Annotated in this window: 14 protein-coding genes and 1 riboswitch; of the genes, 8 read left to right on the top strand and 6 right to left on the bottom strand. The window is 73.7% G+C overall.

What is annotated here, in order from left to right; all coding sequences use genetic code 11:
- Positions 1-9: 9 nt before the first annotated feature.
- On the bottom strand, positions 10-1,032 hold the full coding sequence (locus ACZ46W_RS29125) for a C40 family peptidase (protein WP_468343691.1): 1,023 nt from the start codon (positions 1,030-1,032) through the stop codon (positions 10-12).
- 237 nt (positions 1,033-1,269) lie between these two features.
- Between ACZ46W_RS29125 and ACZ46W_RS29120 the strand changes: the two genes are divergently transcribed.
- A complete protein-coding gene (locus ACZ46W_RS29120) occupies positions 1,270-1,623 on the top strand; it encodes a hypothetical protein (protein WP_468343688.1) in 354 nt (117 codons plus the stop codon).
- Between the two features lie 43 nt (positions 1,624-1,666).
- Here the strand turns inward: ACZ46W_RS29120 and ACZ46W_RS29115 are convergent, their stop codons facing one another.
- On the bottom strand, positions 1,667-2,863 hold the full coding sequence (locus ACZ46W_RS29115; RefSeq protein WP_468343685.1) for a C40 family peptidase: 1,197 nt from the start codon (positions 2,861-2,863) through the stop codon (positions 1,667-1,669).
- Positions 2,862-3,029: riboswitch (cyclic di-AMP (ydaO/yuaA leader) on the bottom strand. Its footprint overlaps the gene before it by 2 nt.
- Before the next feature lie 254 nt (positions 3,030-3,283).
- Between ACZ46W_RS29115 and pcrA the strand changes: the two genes are divergently transcribed.
- Positions 3,284-5,746 carry a DNA helicase PcrA gene (pcrA, locus tag ACZ46W_RS29110; protein WP_468343682.1) on the top strand — a complete coding sequence of 821 codons (2,463 nt, stop codon included), beginning with the start codon at positions 3,284-3,286 and terminating at the stop codon, positions 5,744-5,746.
- 15 nt (positions 5,747-5,761) lie between these two features.
- Here the strand turns inward: pcrA and ACZ46W_RS29105 are convergent, their stop codons facing one another.
- Positions 5,762-7,171, bottom strand: coding sequence for a M23 family metallopeptidase (locus ACZ46W_RS29105; protein ID WP_468343679.1), 1,410 nt, complete (start codon positions 7,169-7,171; stop codon positions 5,762-5,764).
- A gap of 240 nt (positions 7,172-7,411) precedes the next feature.
- A complete protein-coding gene (locus tag ACZ46W_RS29100; protein ID WP_468343676.1) occupies positions 7,412-8,230 on the bottom strand; it encodes a lipase family alpha/beta hydrolase in 819 nt (272 codons plus the stop codon).
- A gap of 297 nt (positions 8,231-8,527) precedes the next feature.
- Between ACZ46W_RS29100 and ACZ46W_RS29095 the strand changes: the two genes are divergently transcribed.
- On the top strand, positions 8,528-8,941 hold the full coding sequence (locus tag ACZ46W_RS29095) for a cobalamin B12-binding domain-containing protein (RefSeq protein ID WP_073753619.1): 414 nt from the start codon (positions 8,528-8,530) through the stop codon (positions 8,939-8,941).
- Positions 8,942-9,411: 470 nt separating this feature from the next.
- On the opposite strand, the gene ACZ46W_RS29090 is transcribed toward ACZ46W_RS29095, so the two are convergent.
- Together ACZ46W_RS29090 and ACZ46W_RS29085 are read right to left on the bottom strand one after the other, a co-directional pair.
- The gene (locus ACZ46W_RS29090; RefSeq protein ID WP_468343673.1) at positions 9,412-11,028 is read right to left on the bottom strand and encodes a DUF5691 domain-containing protein; all 1,617 of its coding nucleotides are present in this window, start codon (positions 11,026-11,028) and stop codon (positions 9,412-9,414) included.
- Positions 11,029-11,045: 17 nt separating this feature from the next.
- Positions 11,046-12,392, bottom strand: a complete 1,347-nt coding sequence (locus ACZ46W_RS29085) for an SWIM zinc finger family protein (RefSeq protein ID WP_468343670.1) — start codon at positions 12,390-12,392, stop codon at positions 11,046-11,048.
- A gap of 145 nt (positions 12,393-12,537) precedes the next feature.
- On the opposite strand from ACZ46W_RS29085, the gene ACZ46W_RS29080 reads away from it, so the two are divergent.
- From ACZ46W_RS29080 to ACZ46W_RS29060, 5 genes are all read left to right on the top strand, one after another.
- On the top strand, positions 12,538-12,960 hold the full coding sequence (locus tag ACZ46W_RS29080) for an MmpS family transport accessory protein (RefSeq protein ID WP_468343667.1): 423 nt from the start codon (positions 12,538-12,540) through the stop codon (positions 12,958-12,960).
- Positions 12,961-13,084: 124 nt separating this feature from the next.
- The gene (locus ACZ46W_RS29075) at positions 13,085-14,206 is read left to right on the top strand and encodes an ATP-binding protein (RefSeq protein ID WP_468344368.1); all 1,122 of its coding nucleotides are present in this window, start codon (positions 13,085-13,087) and stop codon (positions 14,204-14,206) included.
- Positions 14,203-16,596: a DUF5682 family protein gene (locus ACZ46W_RS29070; RefSeq protein ID WP_468343664.1), complete on the top strand. Its 2,394-nt coding sequence runs from the start codon at positions 14,203-14,205 to the stop codon at positions 16,594-16,596. Before ACZ46W_RS29075 ends, ACZ46W_RS29070 begins: the two co-directional genes overlap by 4 nt.
- The gene (locus tag ACZ46W_RS29065) at positions 16,593-17,756 is read left to right on the top strand and encodes a VWA domain-containing protein (protein ID WP_468343661.1); all 1,164 of its coding nucleotides are present in this window, start codon (positions 16,593-16,595) and stop codon (positions 17,754-17,756) included. The genes ACZ46W_RS29070 and ACZ46W_RS29065 overlap by 4 nt, the downstream gene beginning before the upstream one ends.
- A 105-nt stretch (positions 17,757-17,861) precedes the next feature.
- On the top strand, positions 17,862-19,022 hold the full coding sequence (locus ACZ46W_RS29060; protein WP_468343658.1) for a hypothetical protein: 1,161 nt from the start codon (positions 17,862-17,864) through the stop codon (positions 19,020-19,022).
- Positions 19,023-19,073 lie beyond the last annotated feature (51 nt).

The following is a 19,073-nucleotide window of genomic DNA, read 5'->3' as shown; positions in this document are numbered from 1 at the left end:
GCACTTCCCTCACGTCACGCGTGTGGCGCCCGCCCACGGCATCTCGTCGATCGGCGCGATCCGCACCGGGGCGCCCGGGCGCGGGGCGTGGATCATCCTGCCGTCGCCGATGTAGAGACCGACGTGGCTCACCCCGGAGTAGAAGAACACGAGGTCGCCGGGGGCGAGCGCGGAACGGGGCACGCGCCGGCCGGCGTCGATCTGGGTGTACGTGGTGCGGGGCAGCGACACCCCGGCGGAGCGCCAGGCGGCCTGGGTGAGCCCCGAGCAGTCGAAGGCCGACGGGCCGGTCGCGCCCCACACGTACGGCTTGCCCAAGGCGCCGTACGCGTACGAGACGGCCTGCGCCGCGCGGGGGTTGGGCGCCGGGACCGGGCCTCGCGGCGCGGTGCCCGGTGCGGTACGGGAGGGGGCGTCGTACGCGGCGCGCTGGGCGGCGGTGAGCCGGGCGAGGAGCTTCTCGGCGGCGGCGAGCCTGGACCGCACGGTGGCCTTGTGGCGGCCCAGCTCCGCCTGGTGGGCCGTGAGGTCGCGCTGCCGCCCGGCGGCCTCGGCGCGCAGCCGGGCCAGCTCGGTGACCTGGCTCCGGGCGACGGTGACGGCCGTGGCCTGGCGGTCACCGACCCGTTCCGCGAGGGCGGCGCCCTCCAGGTAGGTACCGGGGTCGCTGGAGAGCGCGAGCTGGGCGGCCGGGTCGAGGCCGCTGTTGCGGTACTGGGCGGTGGCTATGGAGCCGAGCGCGTTGCGGGCGGCGTTGAGCCGGCCGGTCCGGCGCGCGGCCTCGTCGCGCAGCGCGTCCAGTGACGCCCGGGCCCGTTCCGCCTCCTCCTTGGCGCCGTTGTACTTCTCGGTGGCCTCCTCGGCCTCCTGGTACAGCCGGTCGACCCTCGCCTTCACCTGGGCGGGGGTGAGGTGGGGCTCGGCGTGGCCGGAACCCTCGAAGGCGGTGGCGGTGGCCGCCCCGGCGAGCGCGAGGGTGACGGCCGTGCGGCCGCTCAGAGGGTGCTGCCTGGGCTTCCGGTGCGCTGCCACGGGACGGGTCACTTCCCTTCGGACGGGGCCTGGGGCGGCTGGGGAAGGACGCTAAACCTGGGGGTCACGGCGGGGCGGTGACATGACCGCAGTTGGCCGCAGGTGAGGGTTCAGGGAGCGGATCCGACAGAAGACACCCGCTCGGAATCCCGCATTCCGTATCAGCCGTGACCGATGCGGCGAATGAGGCAACCCTGACCGGCGGCCGGTGGTATTGCCCCGGCTAGGCTCCGCCCCATGGACGTACTCATCAATGTCTTCGTCGCGCTGCACATCATCGGTATCGCCGCCCTCCTGGGCGGCTTCATGACCCAGATGAAGGCGATGGGCGAGGGTACGGCGCGCTTCGGCCCGGCGATGCTGCACGGCGCCCTGACCATGCTCGTCACGGGCGTGATCCTGGTCGGCCTCAACCAGGCCGACGACCAGACCGTGAACAACATCAAGATCGGCGTGAAGCTGGCGATCCTGGTGGCCATCCTCGGCCTGGTCTACGTCAAGCGGGACGAGGAGCGGGTCGACAAGGCGGTCTTCGGCGCCGTGGGCGGCCTGACGATGGCGAACATCTTCATCGCCACCGTCTGGACCTGACCCGGGTCACCACCGTCTGGAGCTGACCCGGCTCGCGGGCCCGTCAGGCCGGGCGCACGCTGCTGTGGATGGGCATGTAGTAGATGGACTCCTCGCGGACGTTGGCGCCGGGCCTGGGGGCGTGGATCATCTTCCCGTCGCCCTTGTAGATGCCGACGTGGCTGATGTCGTCGTAGAAGAACACCAGGTCGCCGGGGCGAAGGTCCTCCGTGGCGACCCGCGTGCCGGCCTTCACCTGGTCCCACGTCGTACGGGGCAGGTCGACGCCCGCCGCCCGCCACGCGGCCTGGGTGAGCCCGGAGCAGTCGTACGAGCTCGGGCCGGTCGCCCCCCACACGTACGGCTTGCCCATCTGCGCCTCGGCGAAGGCGAGGACCTTGCCGGCCTTGGCGGTGTGGCCGCCGTCCCCCTCCGGCTGCCGGTCCTCCTCCTGCTGCCGCCCCTCGTGGCGCTTGCGGGCCTCTTCCGCCTCCGCCCGCGCCTTCTCCTCGGCGCGCGCCCTCTCCTCCGCCCGCGCCTTCTCCTCGGCCCGGCGGCGGGCCTCCTCCTCCCGCTCGCGCTCCAGCTCGGCCAGCCGCGCCCGCTCCTCGGCCGTCAACCGCGCCAGCAGCGCCCGCGCCTCGCTCAGTTGCCGCTGCACGGTCTGCTTGGCGGTACGGAGTGAGGCCTGCGAGGCGCTGAGCGACTCCAGTTGCCGCGTCGCCTCCGCCCGCTGCTCCGCGGCCTCGGCCTGCCGGGTCCGGTAGTCGGTCAGCGTCTCGTGCTGCCGCTCGGTGAGCCGGTCCATGAGCTGCGCCTGGTCCACGAACGCCTGCGGGCTGTCCGAGAAGATCAGCGACGCGGTCGGGCCCAGCCCGCCCGAGCGGTACTGGGCGGCCGCGTAGCTGCCGAGGGTGCGGCGCGACTCGTTCAGCGCTTCCGTTCGCCGAGCGGCCTCGTCGAGCATCCCGCCGACCTCGCGCCGCTGCCGGTCCGTGGCCTCCTTGGCCTTGTTGTACTGCTGCGTCGCCGTGCCCGCCTGGCGGTAGAGGTCGTCGACCTTTCTCTGGACCTCCTCGACCGTCGGCCCCCGGTCCGGGTCGGCCGGCGCACCCGGCGCGGCGGTCGCGCTCTGTGACGACAGGAGCGTGACCGAGGCCAGGGCGGCGGCCGTCGTGACCCCGACGGCGGGGGAGTGGGCATGCAGGGTCTGCAAGGTGCGCGATGCGCGCGGCTTGCGATGCGACGCCAAGGCCGGCATCTCCTTCCGTGGACCGCCTACCGGGTTAGCTGTCAGGTTCGGGCGGAACGGAAGGTGCCCTACGGCCGTGCCCGAGGGGCTGCGGGCCGATTCACCTCGGTCGTACGTGATGGGTCCCCGGTTCCGAACTGCCATGAGAGCAGCACGAATTCGGCGTGGGCGATCCGATTGGCGTGGTTCGCCGATGAGAGAACGGACCGCTTGGGCGAGCACGCTAGCCAACCTGTGGTGGTGCTGTGAAGGATGATGTTCGATATGCCCGATACGTTTTCGTGACCTTGGCGTGATGTCGTCGACTCGGTACGGAGGGTGACGAATCGGGCCTCTTCCGGGTCGGTCCACGGCTGTCGGCCGTTCCGTCCGCGGCTGTCGGCCGGTTCGTCCACGGCTGTCAGTGGGGCGGCCTAGACTCGATAGGCGATGAGCAGCCTCTTTGACGACAGCTTCCTGGCGGACCTCCGGAACCACGCCTCCGAGGAGCCCCCGCCGCCGCCCGAGGACTCCGAGGGCCCCGGGGACGCCCCGGCCGCGGAGGAGGTCCCGCACGACCTCTTCGGGGACCGCTTCGACGTGCCCCCGCCGCGGGACACGTACTACCGCGACGGTGCCCCGCGCCCCGTCGTCGACCCCGCCGCGCTGCTGGAGGGGCTGAACGACCAGCAGCGCGCCGCCGTCGTGCACACCGGCTCGCCGCTGCTCATCGTCGCCGGTGCCGGGTCCGGCAAGACCCGGGTGCTGACCCACCGCATCGCCCACCTGCTGGCCACCCGCCACGTCCACCCGGGCCAGATACTGGCGATCACCTTCACCAACAAGGCCGCCGGTGAGATGAAGGAGCGCGTCGAGCAGCTCGTCGGCCCGCGCGCCAACGCCATGTGGGTCATGACCTTCCATAGCGCGTGCGTCCGCATCCTGCGCCGCGAGTCGAAGAGGCTGGGCTTCACGTCGTCCTTCTCGATCTACGACGCGGCCGACTCCAAGCGGCTGATGTCGCTGGTCTGCCGCGACCTGGACCTCGACCCGAAGAAGTTCCCGCCGAAGTCCTTCAGCGCCAAGATCTCGAACCTGAAGAACGAGCTGATCGACGAGGAGACCTTCGCCGACCAGGCCGCCGACGGCTTCGAGAAGACCCTCGCCGAGGCGTACCGGATGTACCAGGCGCGGCTGCGCGAGGCCAATGCCCTGGACTTCGACGACATCATCATGACGACGGTCCACCTGCTCCAGGCGTTCCCGGACGTCGCCGAGCACTACCGCCGCCGCTTCCGCCATGTGCTCGTGGACGAGTACCAGGACACCAACCACGCCCAGTACACCCTCGTCCGCGAGCTGGTCGGCACCGGGTACGAGGACCTCGACCCCGCCGAGCTGTGCGTCGTCGGTGACGCCGACCAGTCGATCTACGCCTTCCGCGGCGCGACCATCCGCAACATCCTCCAGTTCGAGGAGGACTACCCGGACGCGACCACCATCCTGCTGGAGCAGAACTACCGCTCCACGCAGACCATCCTGTCCGCCGCCAACGCCGTGATCGAGCGCAACGAGAGCCGCCGCCCCAAGAACCTGTGGACCAACGCCGGCGAGGGCGCCCGCATCATCGGGTACGTCGCGGACACCGAGCACGACGAGGCGCAGTTCGTCGCCGACGAGATCGACCGGCTGACGGACGCGGGCGAGGCGAAGGCCGGCGACGTCGCCGTCTTCTACCGGACGAACGCCCAGTCCCGTGTCTTCGAGGAGATCTTCATCCGCGTCGGCCTGCCGTACAAGGTCGTCGGCGGCGTCCGCTTCTACGAGCGCAAGGAAGTCCGGGACGTCCTCGCCTACCTGCGCGTGCTGGCCAACCCCGAGGACAACGTCCCGCTGCGCCGCATCCTCAACGTCCCCAAGCGCGGCATCGGCGAGCGCGCCGAGGCGATGATCGACGCGCTGGCGCTGCGCGAGAGGATCACCTTCCCGCAGGCGCTGCGCCGCGTCGACGAGGCGTACGGCATGGCCGCCCGGTCGGCGAACGCCGTGAAGCGGTTCAACACGCTGATGGACGAGCTGCGAACCATCGTGGAGTCGGGCGCCGGACCGGCGGTGGTCCTGGAGGCCGTCCTGGAGCGGACGGGATACCTCGCCGAGCTCCAGGCCTCCACCGACCCGCAGGACGAGACCCGCATCGAGAACCTCCAGGAGCTCGCCGCCGTGGCCCTGGAGTTCGAGCAGGAGCGCGGCGAGGAGCCCGGCACCCTGGCCGAGTTCCTGGAGCAGGTGGCGCTCGTCGCCGACTCCGACCAGATCCCCGACGAGGACGAGGAAGGCTCCGGCGTCATCACGCTGATGACGCTGCACACCGCCAAGGGCCTGGAGTTCCCGGTGGTGTTCCTGACCGGCATGGAGGACGGCGTCTTCCCGCACATGCGCGCCCTCGGCCAGACCAAGGAGCTGGAGGAGGAGCGGCGCCTGGCGTACGTGGGCATCACGCGCGCCCGCGAGCGGCTCTACCTGACGCGCTCCACGATGCGCAGCGCGTGGGGCCAGCCCTCGTACAACCCGCCGTCGCGGTTCCTGGAGGAGATCCCGGGACAGCACCTGGAGTGGAAGCGTACGGGCGCGATGGCCAAGCCCGCCGGACCGACGTCCGGGATCGCCTCGTCGCTGTCCTCGTCGCTCTCGGCCCGCTCCCGGTCCGGCCCCTCGGGCTTCGCCACGCGGCGTACGACCGACAAGCCGGTGATCTCGCTGGCGGTCGGCGACCGGGTGACGCACGACCAGTTCGGCCTTGGGACCGTGATGGCGGTGACGGGCGCGGGCGCCGACGCGCAGGCGACGATCGACTTCGGGGACGAGAAGCCGAAGCGGCTGCTGCTGCGGTACGCGCCGGTCGAGAAGCTGTAGGAGTCGCTCAGAGGCTTACGAGGTCGGGTCGAGGCCGTGGCTGCGCAGCCACGGCAGCGGGTCGATCGCGGCGCCGCCGCCGGGCCGTACCTCGAAGTGGAGGTGCGGTCCGGTGGAGTTGCCCGAGTTACCCGAGTACGCGATGACCTCGCCGGCCTTGACCTCGCCGGAGCGGATCTTGGTGCTGCTGAGGTGGCAGTACCAGGTCTCGGTGCCGTCCTTGGCGGTCACGATCGCCATGTTCCCGTACGCGCTGTTCCACTGGGTGCGTACGGTGCCGTCGGTCGCGGCCATCACGGGCGTGCCGTACTGGACGGGGAAGTCGATCCCAGTGTGCAGGGACATCCAGTTGACGCCCGCCTGCCCGTAGCGCGCGCTGAGCTGGTGCAGCTCCACGGGGAGGGCGAACTTGGGGCGCATCGCCTCGCGGCGGGCCGCCTCCTCCTCGCGCTTCTTCCGCTCGGCCTCCTGGCGCGCCTTGAGGTCGATGCGCTCCTGGGTGCGGCTGGCGCGATCACCGAAGTCGCGGGCGTCGGCGCTGAGCGCGGCGAGCTGGGTGTCGAGTTCGCTGTTGGCGACGACAGGCTTGACCGAGGCCGGGTCGGCGGCGGTCACCGCCTTCTCGTCGGTCTTGTTCTCGCCGGGGGTGTTGCCGGTGAGGCCGCTGACGGACGCGGCGGCGATACCGGCGACGCCCATCACGCAGGCGGAGGGCACCGCGACGGTCAGGAGCGCGGAACGCTTGGCGGGGGTGCGGCGACGGCCACGGCTGCCGCCTCCTCCGCCTCCGCCGGAGCGGCGGGTGGCGCGGGGAGTGGCGGGCACGACCGGTGCGATCGCGGTCTCGGTGAGGCTGTCGTGCACGGCGACGGGATCGGGCTCGGGCGCGTACTCGGCCGCGTACTCGGCCTCGGTCACCGGCTCCTGCTCGGCCGCGGACTCGGGCTCCGGCTGCGGCTCGGGCGCCGCCAACTGGTCAGCCGCCGCGTAGTCGTACTGCTCGGGGACGGTGAACGTCTCGGTCGGCGCGGCGGCGTAGTTCCAGGCGGTGGCGTCGTACGCCCCGGTGTCGAAGGTCGCCGTCGCGGCGGCGGCCACGTTCCACTGGCCGGTGGTGTCGTAGGCGCTCGCCTCGCTCCAGGCGCCGGCGTCCCACTGCCCGGTGTGCTCCGAGTACTCGACGTACCCGGTGGTGTCGGTGGTGGCCCACTGCTGGGTGGCGGCGGCCCACTGAGTGGAGTCGTACTGGCCGCTGTGGTCGGCGGTGTAGCCGGCCTGGTAACCGCTGCTGCTCTCGTAGGCGTTCTCGTAGCTGCCGGGAAGGGCGCCGAAGAGGGGGTCGGTGGCGAAGCTGCCGGTCTCGAAGCTGCCCGTGGAATAGGCGTCGTCTCCGACGTACCCGGCGTGGGGGTGCTGGTCGTTCACCAACTTCTCTCTCGCCTCGGCAGCAGGACCAGGTCTGGGATCGGCCCCGGCGAAGGGGGGACCCAGAGGGGAAAGCAGTGGGCGCGACTGTACCCGGCGGTACGCGCGAGCGACAATCTTCCGTGGGTTTTAGCCCCGGGGGAAAGGGGCATTCGGCCGCCTTTCGGCGGAGTGTGGGGAGAGCTTTGGCCGTACGTTCGAGAACTGTTCGAAGTTTGACCGGGCTTTGATCGGGTCGGGTCAGGCCACGGACATGGAATCGGATGTTCCGGCGGTCGCTCCGTCGGACTCCAGGGCCTGACGGATGCCGGCGGCCACCGCCGGGTGCACGGGCAGGGCGAGATGGCCGATCCCGGTGACGCGTACGTTCCGCGCGATCAGGTCCGGGTGATCGATGCGAGCCGTCTCGACGGGCACCATCCACCGGTCGAGATCGCTCCAGAAGCCGACGAAGTGCGTACGGCAGTGCGGGGCCGGCTCGCTCAACTCCCGCAGCACGGCGGAGCCGGGGCGCATCTGGCGCACCAGGGGGTGCGCGCCGGCGAGCGGCGCGACGCTCGTGCCCGAGTGCGGCGTGCCGAGGGTGACCAGGGTGCGGACGCGCCGGTCGCCGCCGAGCCGCTGGACGTAGTAGCGGGCGATCAGTCCGCCGAGGCTGTGCCCGACGATGTCGACCTCGTGGTGCCCCGTGCGGTCGCAGATCTCCTCGACGTGGCGGCCGAGCAGTTCGGCGGCGGCGCGGATGTCGCACGTGAGCAGCGAGTAGTTGAGTGACTCCACATGGCGTCGGCCGTGCCGGGCGAGGGACCGGCGCAGCAGGACGAAGACGGAGCGGTTGTCCACGAAGCCGTGCAGCAGCACGGTCGGCGGGTGGTCGCGTCCGCCGGTGACATCGGCGCCGCCGGTGACGGGCGGCCGGCGTTCCGGGGTCAGGCCGGTGGGGTAGAGGACCAGGTGGCCGACGAGGATCGCCAGCTCCAGGGCGGTGGCCTTGATCAGCGCGGTGGACAGCCGGAACGGGAAGAAGGACAGCAGCTTCCAGGGCAACAGGACCTTCACGGCCGACCTCCGAACTGGGGTGCCGTCTCGGAGGGTGGTGGCGATGAGGCCGTACCGCCGCGCCGCGCGGCTGGCGGCACGGTGATACGACGACCTCGTTGCGGCTCCCGTAGCGATCGTCCCGGCTCTCCTGTGGCCGATGGGGCCGCCCGGTGCGGGGACGACGCGTGGCGAACATGTCCCACGTGTGATTTCCCCCTCGCTATCCACCGCGAAACGGCCGGTTGCGGGATGCTGTCGATAACGTTCGTTCACCTCCCCGGCATATAGGTACGGGGGACGCATGTGGAGGCAGTGATGGGTGTGACCGGTCCGATCCGCGTGGTGGTGGCCAAGCCGGGTCTCGACGGCCACGATCGCGGCGCGAAGGTGATCGCGCGGGCGTTGCGTGATGCCGGTATGGAGGTCATTTACACTGGCCTGCACCAGACGCCGGAACAGATCGTCGACACGGCGATCCAGGAGGACGCGGACGCGATCGGTCTGTCGATCCTGTCGGGCGCCCACAACACGTTGTTCGCGAAGGTGCTCGAGCTGTTGAAGGAGCGCGACGCGGAGGACATCAAGGTGTTCGGCGGCGGGATCATCCCGGACGCGGACATCGCGCCGCTGAAGGAGAAGGGCGTGGCGGAGATCTTCACGCCCGGCGCGACGACGGCGTCGATCGTGGACTGGGTCAACGCCAACGTGCGCGTCTCCGCCGAGGCGTAACCCCCGGCAGCGGTGCCTTGAGCCGGCGGGCCGGCCCGGGACGGCGCCTTTCCCGGCACGGACCCGGGGGCCTTGGGTGCCCGTGCGCGGGCGGGCACCGTCGGGGCCGCTCCGGGACGCTCCCTCGGACGGGAGGGGGCGGGGCCGGAGCGTGGGGGTGCTCGGACGTAAAGGAGCGAAGCGACCAGTCCGGAGTCCCCCCCGCCGGAGGACCCGGCACCCGTCCTCGCCCACCGGCGCGAGGCCCTGCCCGGTGTCGCCGCACCGGTGCCCGTCCTCGCCCACCGGCGCGAGGCCCTGCCGGGTGTCGCCGCACCGGCACCCGTCCTCGCGCACCGGCGCGAGGCCCTGCCGGGTGTCGGCGCACCGGCGCGAGCCCGAGCCCGCCCGGCCGCGGCGGGCACCATGGAGCCACCCGCTTGCCCCCGCCCGGCCGCGGCGGGCACCGCGTTGCTATCCGGCCGCACCCGTCAGGGGGCCGGGGGCGGAGCCACCGGGGTCAGTTCCGCGCGCATCGCCGCGCGGAGGCGCAGCGTGGCGACCAGGCGCTGGAACGCTTCCGACCAGTAGCCGCCCGCCCCCGGTGACGCGCCCTCCGTTTCGTCCGGGACCGCCGTGAGGACCTCCAGGCGGTCCGCCTGGCCGGGGTCGAGGCACCGTTCCGCCAGGCCCATCACGCCGCTGAAGCTCCAGGGGTAGCTGCCCGCGTCGCGGGCGATGTCCAGCGCGTCGACCACCGCGCGGCCGAGCGGCTCGGCCCAGGGCACCGCACAGACGCCCAGGAGCTGGAACGCCTCCGAGAGCCCGTGCGCCGCGATGAAGTCGGCGACCCAGGCCGCCCGTTCGTCACCGGGCAGGATGGACAGGAGCTTGGACCGCTCGGCGAGCGAGGAGGTGCCGGGGCCCGTCGCCGGGGGTGTCGTCGGCGGGCCGAGCAGCGCGCGGGCCCAGGCCGGGTCCCGTTGCCGGACCGCCGCGCGGCACCACGCGGCGTGCAGCTCGTCGCGCCAGTCGTCCGCGACGGGCAGGGCGACGATCTCGACGGGCGTCCGGCCGCCGAGCCGCGACGGCCACAGGGACAGCGGGGCGGACTCGACCAACTGGCCGAGCCACCAGGACCGTTCGCCCCGGCCGGTCGGCGGGTCGGGCAGGACGCCGTCGCGCTGCATGCCCGCGTCGCACTCGTGCGGAGCCTCGACGGTGATCAGCGCGTCCCCGCCCGTACGGTCCAGGCCCACGCAGGTGGACGCGCGCTCGGCCATGCGGTGGGCGAGCGCCGAGTGGGGCAGCGCGGACAGCAGCTCGGCGGCGGTGGAGCGGACGTTGCGGCTGCGGTCGGAGAGCGCCTGTTCCAGGAACGGCTCGTCGGCGTCGGACAGGCCGCCGCGCAGCGAGTCGAGGAACATCAGCCGGTCCTCGGCCCGCTCGGTGGACCAGGTCGAGGCGAGCAGGGCGACCGCGGCGGCGGGGTCGTGGGCCCGCACGGCGCCGAGCACGGCGACCCGCTCGGCGAACAGCCCTTCCTCCCACAGCCGCCGCACGGCGTCCTGGTCGGCGGGGTCAGGCGGCGCGGTTCCGCCCGGGGCGCCGCGCAGCGCGAACCGCCACTCCGGGTTGAGCCGGGCCAGCCACAGCCCGCGCGGCCCGGCGAACGCCAGCGCCGCCGGGCGCAAGTCGGTGCGGGCCCGGGCTGTGTCGAGGAGCGCGGGCAGGGCGGCCGCCGGCGCCCGGTAGCCGTGCTCGTTGGCGGCCGCCAGCCACTGCGGGAGCAGCTCGGTCAGGTCGGGCGCCGCGCCCCGGCGGCCGCCGCCCGAGGAGGCGCCGGAACGGTCGGCGAGCAGTTGGCCGAGCCGGCGCCGGGCGGGGCCGGGAAGCGGTGGCCGGTCGTCGTGCGGCGCCGGCTCGGGCAGGGCGGCGGCGGGCCCCGGGAGCAGCCCCGCGCGGCGCCGTACGGTGTGCAGCGCGGCGGCGTCCAGCAACGCGACCGGCGCGTCCTTGCCGGGCGCCAGGACGTCGGCGGCCGGCGGCCGGCGGTCGGTGCCCAGCAGCGCCGTGGTGACGAGGTCTTCCCAGGTCGTGGTGGTCATCGGGGTCCTTCCGTACGTCAGGTCAGCGCGACCGTCTCGGGCGTGTCCGCGGACCAGGCGGTCAGCGGGGTGAAGCCGCGGTGCCCGCACTCCCCGAACACCGTGACGGGCCTGCCGCCGGACAGGGCGGCCAGCCGCCACAGCCCGGGCCGGGCGAGCGCGGCCGGGGCGACCGGCAGCGCGGCACCGCCGTCCGCGTCGGCCACCTGCCAGGTGCCGTCCTGGCAAGGCACGGGTACGACGCCGGTCAGCGTCACCGGCCAGGACTCCAGCCACGGGTCGTCCCGCAGGGCCGATCCGTAGGCGGCCGGCGCGTCGGCCACGGGCCCGCCCGGCGGCGGCCCGGCGTCGGGCACCGGTGCGGAGAACCGCTCGCCCAGCTCCGCCCGCAACTGCCCCGCGCCCGGGTACGGGACGACTTCGGCGTCGATCGTCACGCCCACGGGCAGGGCCAGCTCGGGCGTCCGCCCGGCCGCGCCGAAGGAGAGCAGCAGCGCCGTGCGCCCGCTGTCCCGCCCGTACAGCCAGACGCGGCGCGTGGTCAGCCTGCCGTCGGAGGTGTCGTACTGGGCGAGGACCGACCAGTGGTCGCGCACGGCCGGGCCCTCGGCGGGCGCGGTCAGCCCGACCCTGGTGCGCACCGTCGCGGCCAGCGGCCCCGGGAGCCGCCCGATGTCCAGCCACGCCCGGTCGAGCAGGTGTGTCAGCGAGCACTCCTCCAACAGCCGCACCGGCCAGCCCGGCCCCGAGCCGGGTATCGCGCCCAGTTCCCTGACCCGGCCGGCCAGGCCGGGCGCCTGCGCGTCGACCATCCGGGCCGCGGTCTCCTCCCACAGCCCGTACCCCGACCGGTCGGCGGCGGCGAGCCCGCCGCGCAGCAGGTCGGCCAGCCGCTGCTCCAACTCCTCGGCGCCCGCGGTGATCCGGGCGGCCCGCTGCTCGGCCCGGCGCCGTGCCGCCTCCGGATCGGCGTTCTTCGCGGGCGTCCCGCCACCCGCCTCTCCCTTCCCGGCCGCGCGTGCGCGCCGGCCCTCCAGCCACTGCGCGGCCCAGTCCGGCACGTCCGAGCCGGGCAGGGCCTCCCCGTCGGCCGCCCAGAGCAGCAGCAGCCCCAGCGCGTGCTTGCACGGGAACTTCCGGCTGGGACAACTGCACTTGTACGCCGGACCCTTGGTGTCGACGACCGTCTGGTACGGCTTGCTGCCGCTGCCCTTGCACAGTCCCCAGACGGCCCCCGAGCCGTCGCTTCCGCCGCCCGACCACGGCCCGGCCGTGGAGAGCTTGCCGCCCGCTCTGCGTGAGGCGTCGTCAGGAGCCAGTGCCAGCACCTGTTCCGCCGTCCAGCGCACCCCCTGCTGATTCATGCCACCGACGGTAGGCGGCGGCACTGACAATCGGCGGTGACCAGCGGATTCGCCCCGGAAGCGGGCGCTTGGCGCGATCAGTTGACTTTGCTTTCCCTTTACTGTTTTCTGCCGGTGACGCAGTCAACTCATCCGGGGGGTCAGCATGAACCGCATCAGCCGCTCCATCGCTTCCGTACTCATCGCCGGCGGTCTCGTCGCCGGGCTCGGCGCCTGCTCCGAGATCGCGGACGAGGCCGCCAAGCAGGTCGAGAAGGAAGTGAACGAGCAGTACGAGGTGACGTACGAGATCACCGGCAAGGGCATCGACTCGATCGACTACCACGTCGACGGCGGGGACGCGACGAAGCCCAAGGTCGAATCCGTGCAGAAGCCCACGCTGCCGTGGAAGAAGACGGTGAAGCTCCGCGGTCTGCTGCCGCCCGGCGTGATCCCCGTCGCGGTCGACCCGGCGGGCGTCGAGATGACCTGCAAGATCACCTATCAGGGCAAGGTCATCTCCGAGCAGTCCGCGAAGGGCATGGCCGCCGCCACCGGCTGCATCGCCGTGTCGCCGGTCGCGGGCTGACACCGCGCCAACTCCGTTCGAACATCGGCCGTTTCCGCCTGTGAGCTGCGGAAACGGCCGATTGTCAGTGGCGTGGTGCACGGTGGATTCCACACCCGGTCGAACACGATGTGGAGGGGGATCCATCACCGTGCCCGTAACCACCGAAGCCACCGCGGTATCCCGCGACGAGGCCCTGCGCCCGCACGCCGAGGACGCGTTCGCGCACGAACTGAAGGCGCTCGCGGCGGCCGACGACCGGCCGCGCCCGGCCCGCTGGCGACTGTCGCCGTGGGCCGTCGCCACCTACCTGCTCGGCGGCACACTGCCCGACGGCACGGTGATCACACCCAAGTACGTGGGACCGCGCCGGATCGTCGAAGTCGCCGTCACCACCCTCGCCACCGACCGCGCCCTGCTCCTGCTCGGCGTCCCCGGCACCGCCAAGACCTGGGTGTCCGAACACCTCGCCGCCGCCGTCAGCGGGGACTCGACCCTCCTCGTGCAGGGCACCGCAGGCACACCCGAGGAAGCCATCCGGTACGGGTGGAACTACGCGCGGTTGCTCGCCCACGGCCCCAGCCGCGACGCCCTCGTACCCAGCCCGGTCATGCGCGCCATGTCCGACGGCATGACCGCCCGCGTCGAGGAGCTCACCCGCATCCCCGCCGACGTGCAGGACACCCTCATCACGATCCTGTCCGAGAAGACCCTGCCGATCCCCGAGCTGGGCCAGGAGGTCCAGGCGGTCCGTGGATTCAACCTCATCGCCACCGCCAACGACCGCGACCGGGGCGTCAACGACCTGTCCAGCGCGCTGCGCCGCCGCTTCAACACCGTGGTGCTCCCGCTGCCCGCGACCCCGGACGCCGAGGTCGACATCGTCTCCCGCCGCGTCGACCAGATAGGGCGCTCCCTCGACCTGCCGGCCGCACCCGAGGGCATCGACGAGATCCGCCGGGTCGTCACCGTCTTCCGCGAACTGCGCGACGGCGTCACCACCGACGGCCGCACCAAGCTCAAGTCCCCCTCCGGGACGCTCTCCACGGCCGAGGCCATCTCCGTCGTCACCAACGGCCTCGCCCTCGCGGCCCACTTCGGCGACGGCGTGCTGCGCCCCGGTGACGTGGCCGCGGGCATCCTCGGCGCGGTCGTCCGCGACCCGGCGGCCGACCGGGTCGTCTGGCAGGAGTACCTGGAGACGGTCGTGCGCGAACGGGACGGCTGGAAGGACTTCTACCGGGCCTGCCGGGAGGTGTCGGCGTGACGGCCACGACCGGCCCCCTGCTGCTCGGCGTCCGCCACCACGGCCCCGGATCGGCCCGCGCCGTGCGGGCCGCGCTCGACGCCGCCAAGCCCGTGGCCGTGCTGATCGAGGGCCCGCCCGAAGGGGACGCCCTCCTGCCGCTCGCCGCCGACGAGCGGATGCGCCCGCCGGTCGCGCTGCTCGCCCACGCCGTGGACGACCCCGGACGGGCGTCGTTCTGGCCGATGGCCGAGTTCTCCCCCGAGTGGGTCGCCATCCGCTGGGCGCTCGACCACGGCGCGGCCGTCCACTTCATCGACCTGCCCGCCACCCACACGCTCGCCATGGCCAAGGACCCCACCTGGGAGGACGGCGAGGGCGAGGAGACCGACGGCGGCGAGCCCGAGGAGCGGCGCCACGGACTGCGCGTCGACCCCCTCGCCGTCCTCGCCGAGACCGCCGGATACGACGACCCGGAGCGCTGGTGGGAGGACGTGGTCGAGCACCGCGGCACCGGAGCCGCGCCCAACGGGCCGCCGGGCGACGGCACCCCGGGGCACGGGCAGGACCACGCCGGCGATCACGACCCGGTCGCGGTCTTCGCCGGACTCGCCGACGCCATGGCCGCCCTGCGCGAGACCTACGGGCACGGCGGCCACCACCGAGACCTCGTCCGCGAGGCGTACATGCGCCTCCAGCTCCGTGCCGCGCGCAAGACCCACGGGGACGGCGTGGCCGTCGTCTGCGGTGCCTGGCACGTGCCCGCGCTCGCCGCGAAATCCACCGTCACGGCCGACCGCGCCCTGCTCAAGGGCCTGCCCAAGGTCAAAACGGAGATCACCTGGGTGCCCTGGACGCACCGCCGGCTCGCCCGGCACAGCGGGTACGGCGCCGGCATCGACTCGCCCGGCTGGTACGGGCACCTGTTCAGCGCCCCCGACCGGCCGGTCGAGCGGTGGATGACCAAGGTCGCCGGGCTGCTCCGCGACGAGGACCGGATCGTCTCCTCCGCCCACGTCATCGAGGCCGTGCGGCTCGCCGGGACGCTCGCCGCCATGCGCGGGCGCCCCCTCGCCGGACTCACCGAGACCATCGACGCCGTACGGGCCGTGATGTGCGACGGCTCCGACGTGCCGCTCGGGCTCATCAGGGACCGGCTCGTCATCGGCGACGCGCTCGGCGAGGTGCCCGAGAGCGCCCCCGCCGTGCCCCTGCAACGCGACCTCACCAGGCTCCAGCGCACCCTGCGCCTCAGACCCGAGGCCCTGGAGCGCGAACTGGACCTGGACCTGCGCAAGGAGACCGACGCGGCGCGCAGCCGCCTGCTGCACCGGCTGCGGCTCCTCGGCGTCGGCTGGGGCGAACCGGCCGCCGGACGCGGCAGCACCGGCACGTTCCGGGAGAGCTGGCGGCTTCGCTGGGAGCCGGAGTTGTACGTCCGGGTCGCCGAGGCCGGCGTGTGGGGCACCACCGTGCTCGCGGCCGCCACCGCCAAGGCCGAGTCGGACGCCGCCTCGGCGACCGCGCTCGCCGACGTCACCGCCCTCGCCGAGCGGTGCCTGCTGGCCGGGCTGTCCGACGCCCTGCCCGTGGTGATGAGGGCCCTCGCCGACCGCGCCGCGCTCGACGCGGACGTCGGCCACCTCGCCCAGGCCCTGCCCGCGCTGGCCCGCTCCCTGCGGTACGGCGACGTGCGGTCCACGGACACGGCCGCGCTCGGAGAGGTCGCCACCGGACTCGCCGAGCGCGTCTGCGTCGGCCTGCCGCCCGCCTGCACGGGCCTCGACGCGGACGGCGCCGCCGAGATGCGCGGCCACCTGGACGCCGTGCACACCGCGATCCGGCTGCTTCCGCGGGCCGAGGACATCACCAACCGCTGGGCCGGCGTCCTGCACAAGCTCGCCGCGCGGGACAGCGTGCCCGGCGTCATACGGGGGCGGGCCGCCCGGCTGCTGCTGGACGACGGGCGGCTCGCGGAGGACGAGGCCGCCCGGCTGATGGGGCTCGCCCTCTCGCCGGGCACGCCGCCCGCCGATGCGGCCGCCTGGATCGAGGGGTTCGTCGGCGGGGGCGAGGGCAACCCCGGTGGCGGGATGCTGCTCGTCCACGACGAACGGCTCCTCGGGCTCGTCGACGCCTGGCTCACCGGGGTTCCGGCCGAGGCGTTCACCGACGTACTGCCGCTGCTGCGGCGCACGTTCTCCGCGTACGAGGCGGGCGTGCGGCGCACGCTGGGCGAGTTGGTGCGGCGCGGCCCGGCGGGCGGCGGCCCGGCCCGCCCGGAGGCCGGGGTGCCCGGCTTCGCGCCGGAGCTGGACGAGACGCGGGCGGACGCGGTGCTGCCGCTGCTGCGGCTGCTGCTGGGCACGGGGGACAGGGACGGGCAACGAGCTGTTGGGGGTGGGCTGTGAGCGGGACTGAGGACGAGCGGCTGCGGCGCTGGCGCCTGGTGCTGGGCGGGGGAGCGGCCGACGGGACGGGCTGCTCGCTCGCCGGGACCGATGCCGCCATGGACGGCACGCTGGCCGCGCTGTACGGGGAGAAGAGCGGCCAGGGCCGCGGCGGGCGGGACCGTTCGGCGGGGCTCGGAGCGTCGGCGCCGTCCGTCGCCCGCTGGCTCGGCGACATCCGCACCTACTTCCCCAGCTCGGTCGTCCAGGTGATGCAGCGTGACGCCATCGACCGGCTCGGCCTGTCGACGCTGCTCCTGGAGCCCGAGATGCTGGAGGCCGTCGAGGCGGACGTCCACCTCGTCGGCACCCTGCTCTCGCTCAACAAGGCGATGCCCGAGACGACGAAGGAAACGGCGCGGGCCGTCGTACGCAAGGTCGTCGACGACCTGGAGAAGCGGCTCGCCACCCGCACCCGCGCCACGCTCACCGGCGCGCTCGACCGCAGCGCGCGCATCAGCCGGCCGCGGCACCGGGACATCGACTGGGACCGCACGATCCGGGCGAACCTCAAGAACTACCTCCCGGAGTACCGCACGGTCGTGCCCGAGCGGCTCATCGGGTACGGGCGGGCCGCGCAGTCCGTGAAGAAGGACGTGGTGCTCTGCATCGACCAGTCCGGTTCCATGGCGGCGTCCGTGGTGTACGCGTCGGTGTTCGGAGCCGTGCTCGCCTCCATGCGGTCCATCGCGACCCGGCTCGTCGTCTTCGACACGGCCGTCGTCGACCTCACCGACCAGCTCGACGACCCCGTGGATGTCCTGTTCGGCACCCAGCTCGGCGGCGGCACGGACATCAACCGGGCGCTGGCGTACTGCCAGTCGCAGATCACCCGCCCGGCCGACACCGTCGTCGTGCTGATCAGCGACCTCTACGAGGGCGGCATACGCGACGAGATGCTCAAGCGGGTGGCGGCGATGAAGGCGTCGGGCGTGCAGTTCGTCGCGCTGCTCGCCCTCTCCGACGAGGGGGCCCCGGCCTACGACCGCGAACACGCGGCGGCGCTCGCGGCGTTGGGTGCCCCGGCGTTCGCGTGCACCCCCGACCTCTTCCCGGAGGTGATGGCGGCGGCGATCGAGAAGCGGCCCCTGCCCATACCGGACATGGCGACTCATCAGTAACACGGGACTTGCGTCACCCCGGGATGTTCGTGCAAGCATCAGCGCGACGTACGCGGAAGGCGATGTTCCGCGACGTGTTCCGCGAAGGGGGAGGATCCGGGCACCGTGACCGCCGCAGCCGTCGTCCCCCTCGCCGTTCCGCGCCTCCCGCGCGGGGCGGTGGCGCGGCGCGCCCTGGCCGTCATGCTGTTCCTCGGGGGCCTGCTGGCCCTCGGCCTCCTCTGCGGTTCCCCGGCACAAGCGGCGGACCACCCGTCGCCGACGCCCGTCGGCCCACCGTCGCCTCCGGCCGCCGCCGGGGTCACCCCCGGCACGGCCGACCCCGTCCCGGGCACCGTGCGCGGGGCTACGGAAACCACCGAGCTGGTGGCCCCTTCCGGAGCCGCGCCCGGTACCGGGATCGTGTCCGGTGCCGACGCCACTGCCGTGTCCGGTGCCGGTCTCCGGCCCGACGCCGGTGCAGTGCCCGTCCCGGGCGCCGCCCCCGGCACCCAGCCCGGTGCCGGTGCGGCTCCCGGCGCCCTGCCCGGCACCCCTGCCCTCCCCGCCACCACCGCCCTCCCCGCCACCACCGCCCTGCCCGACGCCACCGCCCTGACCCAGACCGGCGCCCTGCCCGGTGTCGGGGCAGCGCCCGGTGTCGGGGCAGCGCCCGGTGTCGGGGCAGCGCCCGGCGTGGGGGCAGCGCCCGGTGGCGTGCCCGGGCATGTCGTCGGCGGCGTACAGGAGGCGGCCGGGGGCCTGCCGGGGCAGGGGGAGTGGCCGGCGGCGCCGGTGGCGCCCGACGTGCCGGTGACGCCGGCGCCCCAAGCGCCGTCGCCGCTCGCGCCGGGCGCGCTTCAGGTGGAGCCGCAGTCGCGACCGCAGTCGGAGTGGGGGTCCCAGGCCCAGCGCGGGGAGCGGAGCATGGTGCCCGGCGCGCCCGGGCCCGAGGGCGCCGCGCCCCGCACCCCGGCCGGTGCCACCCCGTACCCCACGCAGGCGTACAGGCACGCCTTCACCGACCGGGCGGACCGGGGTGACCGGGCGGACCGGTCGGCGGGCGCGGTGCTCGCCGCGCCGCTGCCCTTCGCGCCCGGACCCTGCCACGGCGCCGTCCGGCAGTCCGCCGTCGGTGACAGCGGCACGTCGCGCACGGGCGGTGACCAGCACGCCCTGGCGTCCACGGTGGCCGCGCACCCCGGACCGGTCCGGGGCGCCGCGCTGCCGGCGACCGCCGCGTCCGTCCAGGACCGGCCCCACAACATCCTCGAATTCCCCGGCTAGGGCAGACCTCCCCCCGCTCAAGACCTGCCGCGCGGGGGCGGGACAGGTCTG

Source organism: Streptomyces sp. NPDC031064 (genome assembly GCF_055570965.1).
This window is presented reverse-complemented; position numbering and strand designations above follow the sequence as displayed.

Bases quoted from the DNA above. Each gene is read 5' to 3' on its own strand.
- ACZ46W_RS29080 (WP_468343667.1), top strand. From the start codon at position 12,538: ATGAACCGCATCAGCCGCTCCATCGCTTCCGTACTCATCGCCGGCGGT.
- pcrA (WP_468343682.1), top strand. From the start codon at position 3,284: ATGAGCAGCCTCTTTGACGACAGCTTCCTGGCGGACCTCCGGAACCAC.
- ACZ46W_RS29120 (WP_468343688.1), top strand. From the start codon at position 1,270: ATGGACGTACTCATCAATGTCTTCGTCGCGCTGCACATCATCGGTATC.
- ACZ46W_RS29095 (WP_073753619.1), top strand. From the start codon at position 8,528: ATGGGTGTGACCGGTCCGATCCGCGTGGTGGTGGCCAAGCCGGGTCTC.
- ACZ46W_RS29085 (WP_468343670.1), bottom strand. From the start codon at position 12,392: ATGAATCAGCAGGGGGTGCGCTGGACGGCGGAACAGGTGCTGGCACTG.
- ACZ46W_RS29115 (WP_468343685.1), bottom strand. From the start codon at position 2,863: ATGCCGGCCTTGGCGTCGCATCGCAAGCCGCGCGCATCGCGCACCTTG.
- ACZ46W_RS29090 (WP_468343673.1), bottom strand. From the start codon at position 11,028: ATGACCACCACGACCTGGGAAGACCTCGTCACCACGGCGCTGCTGGGC.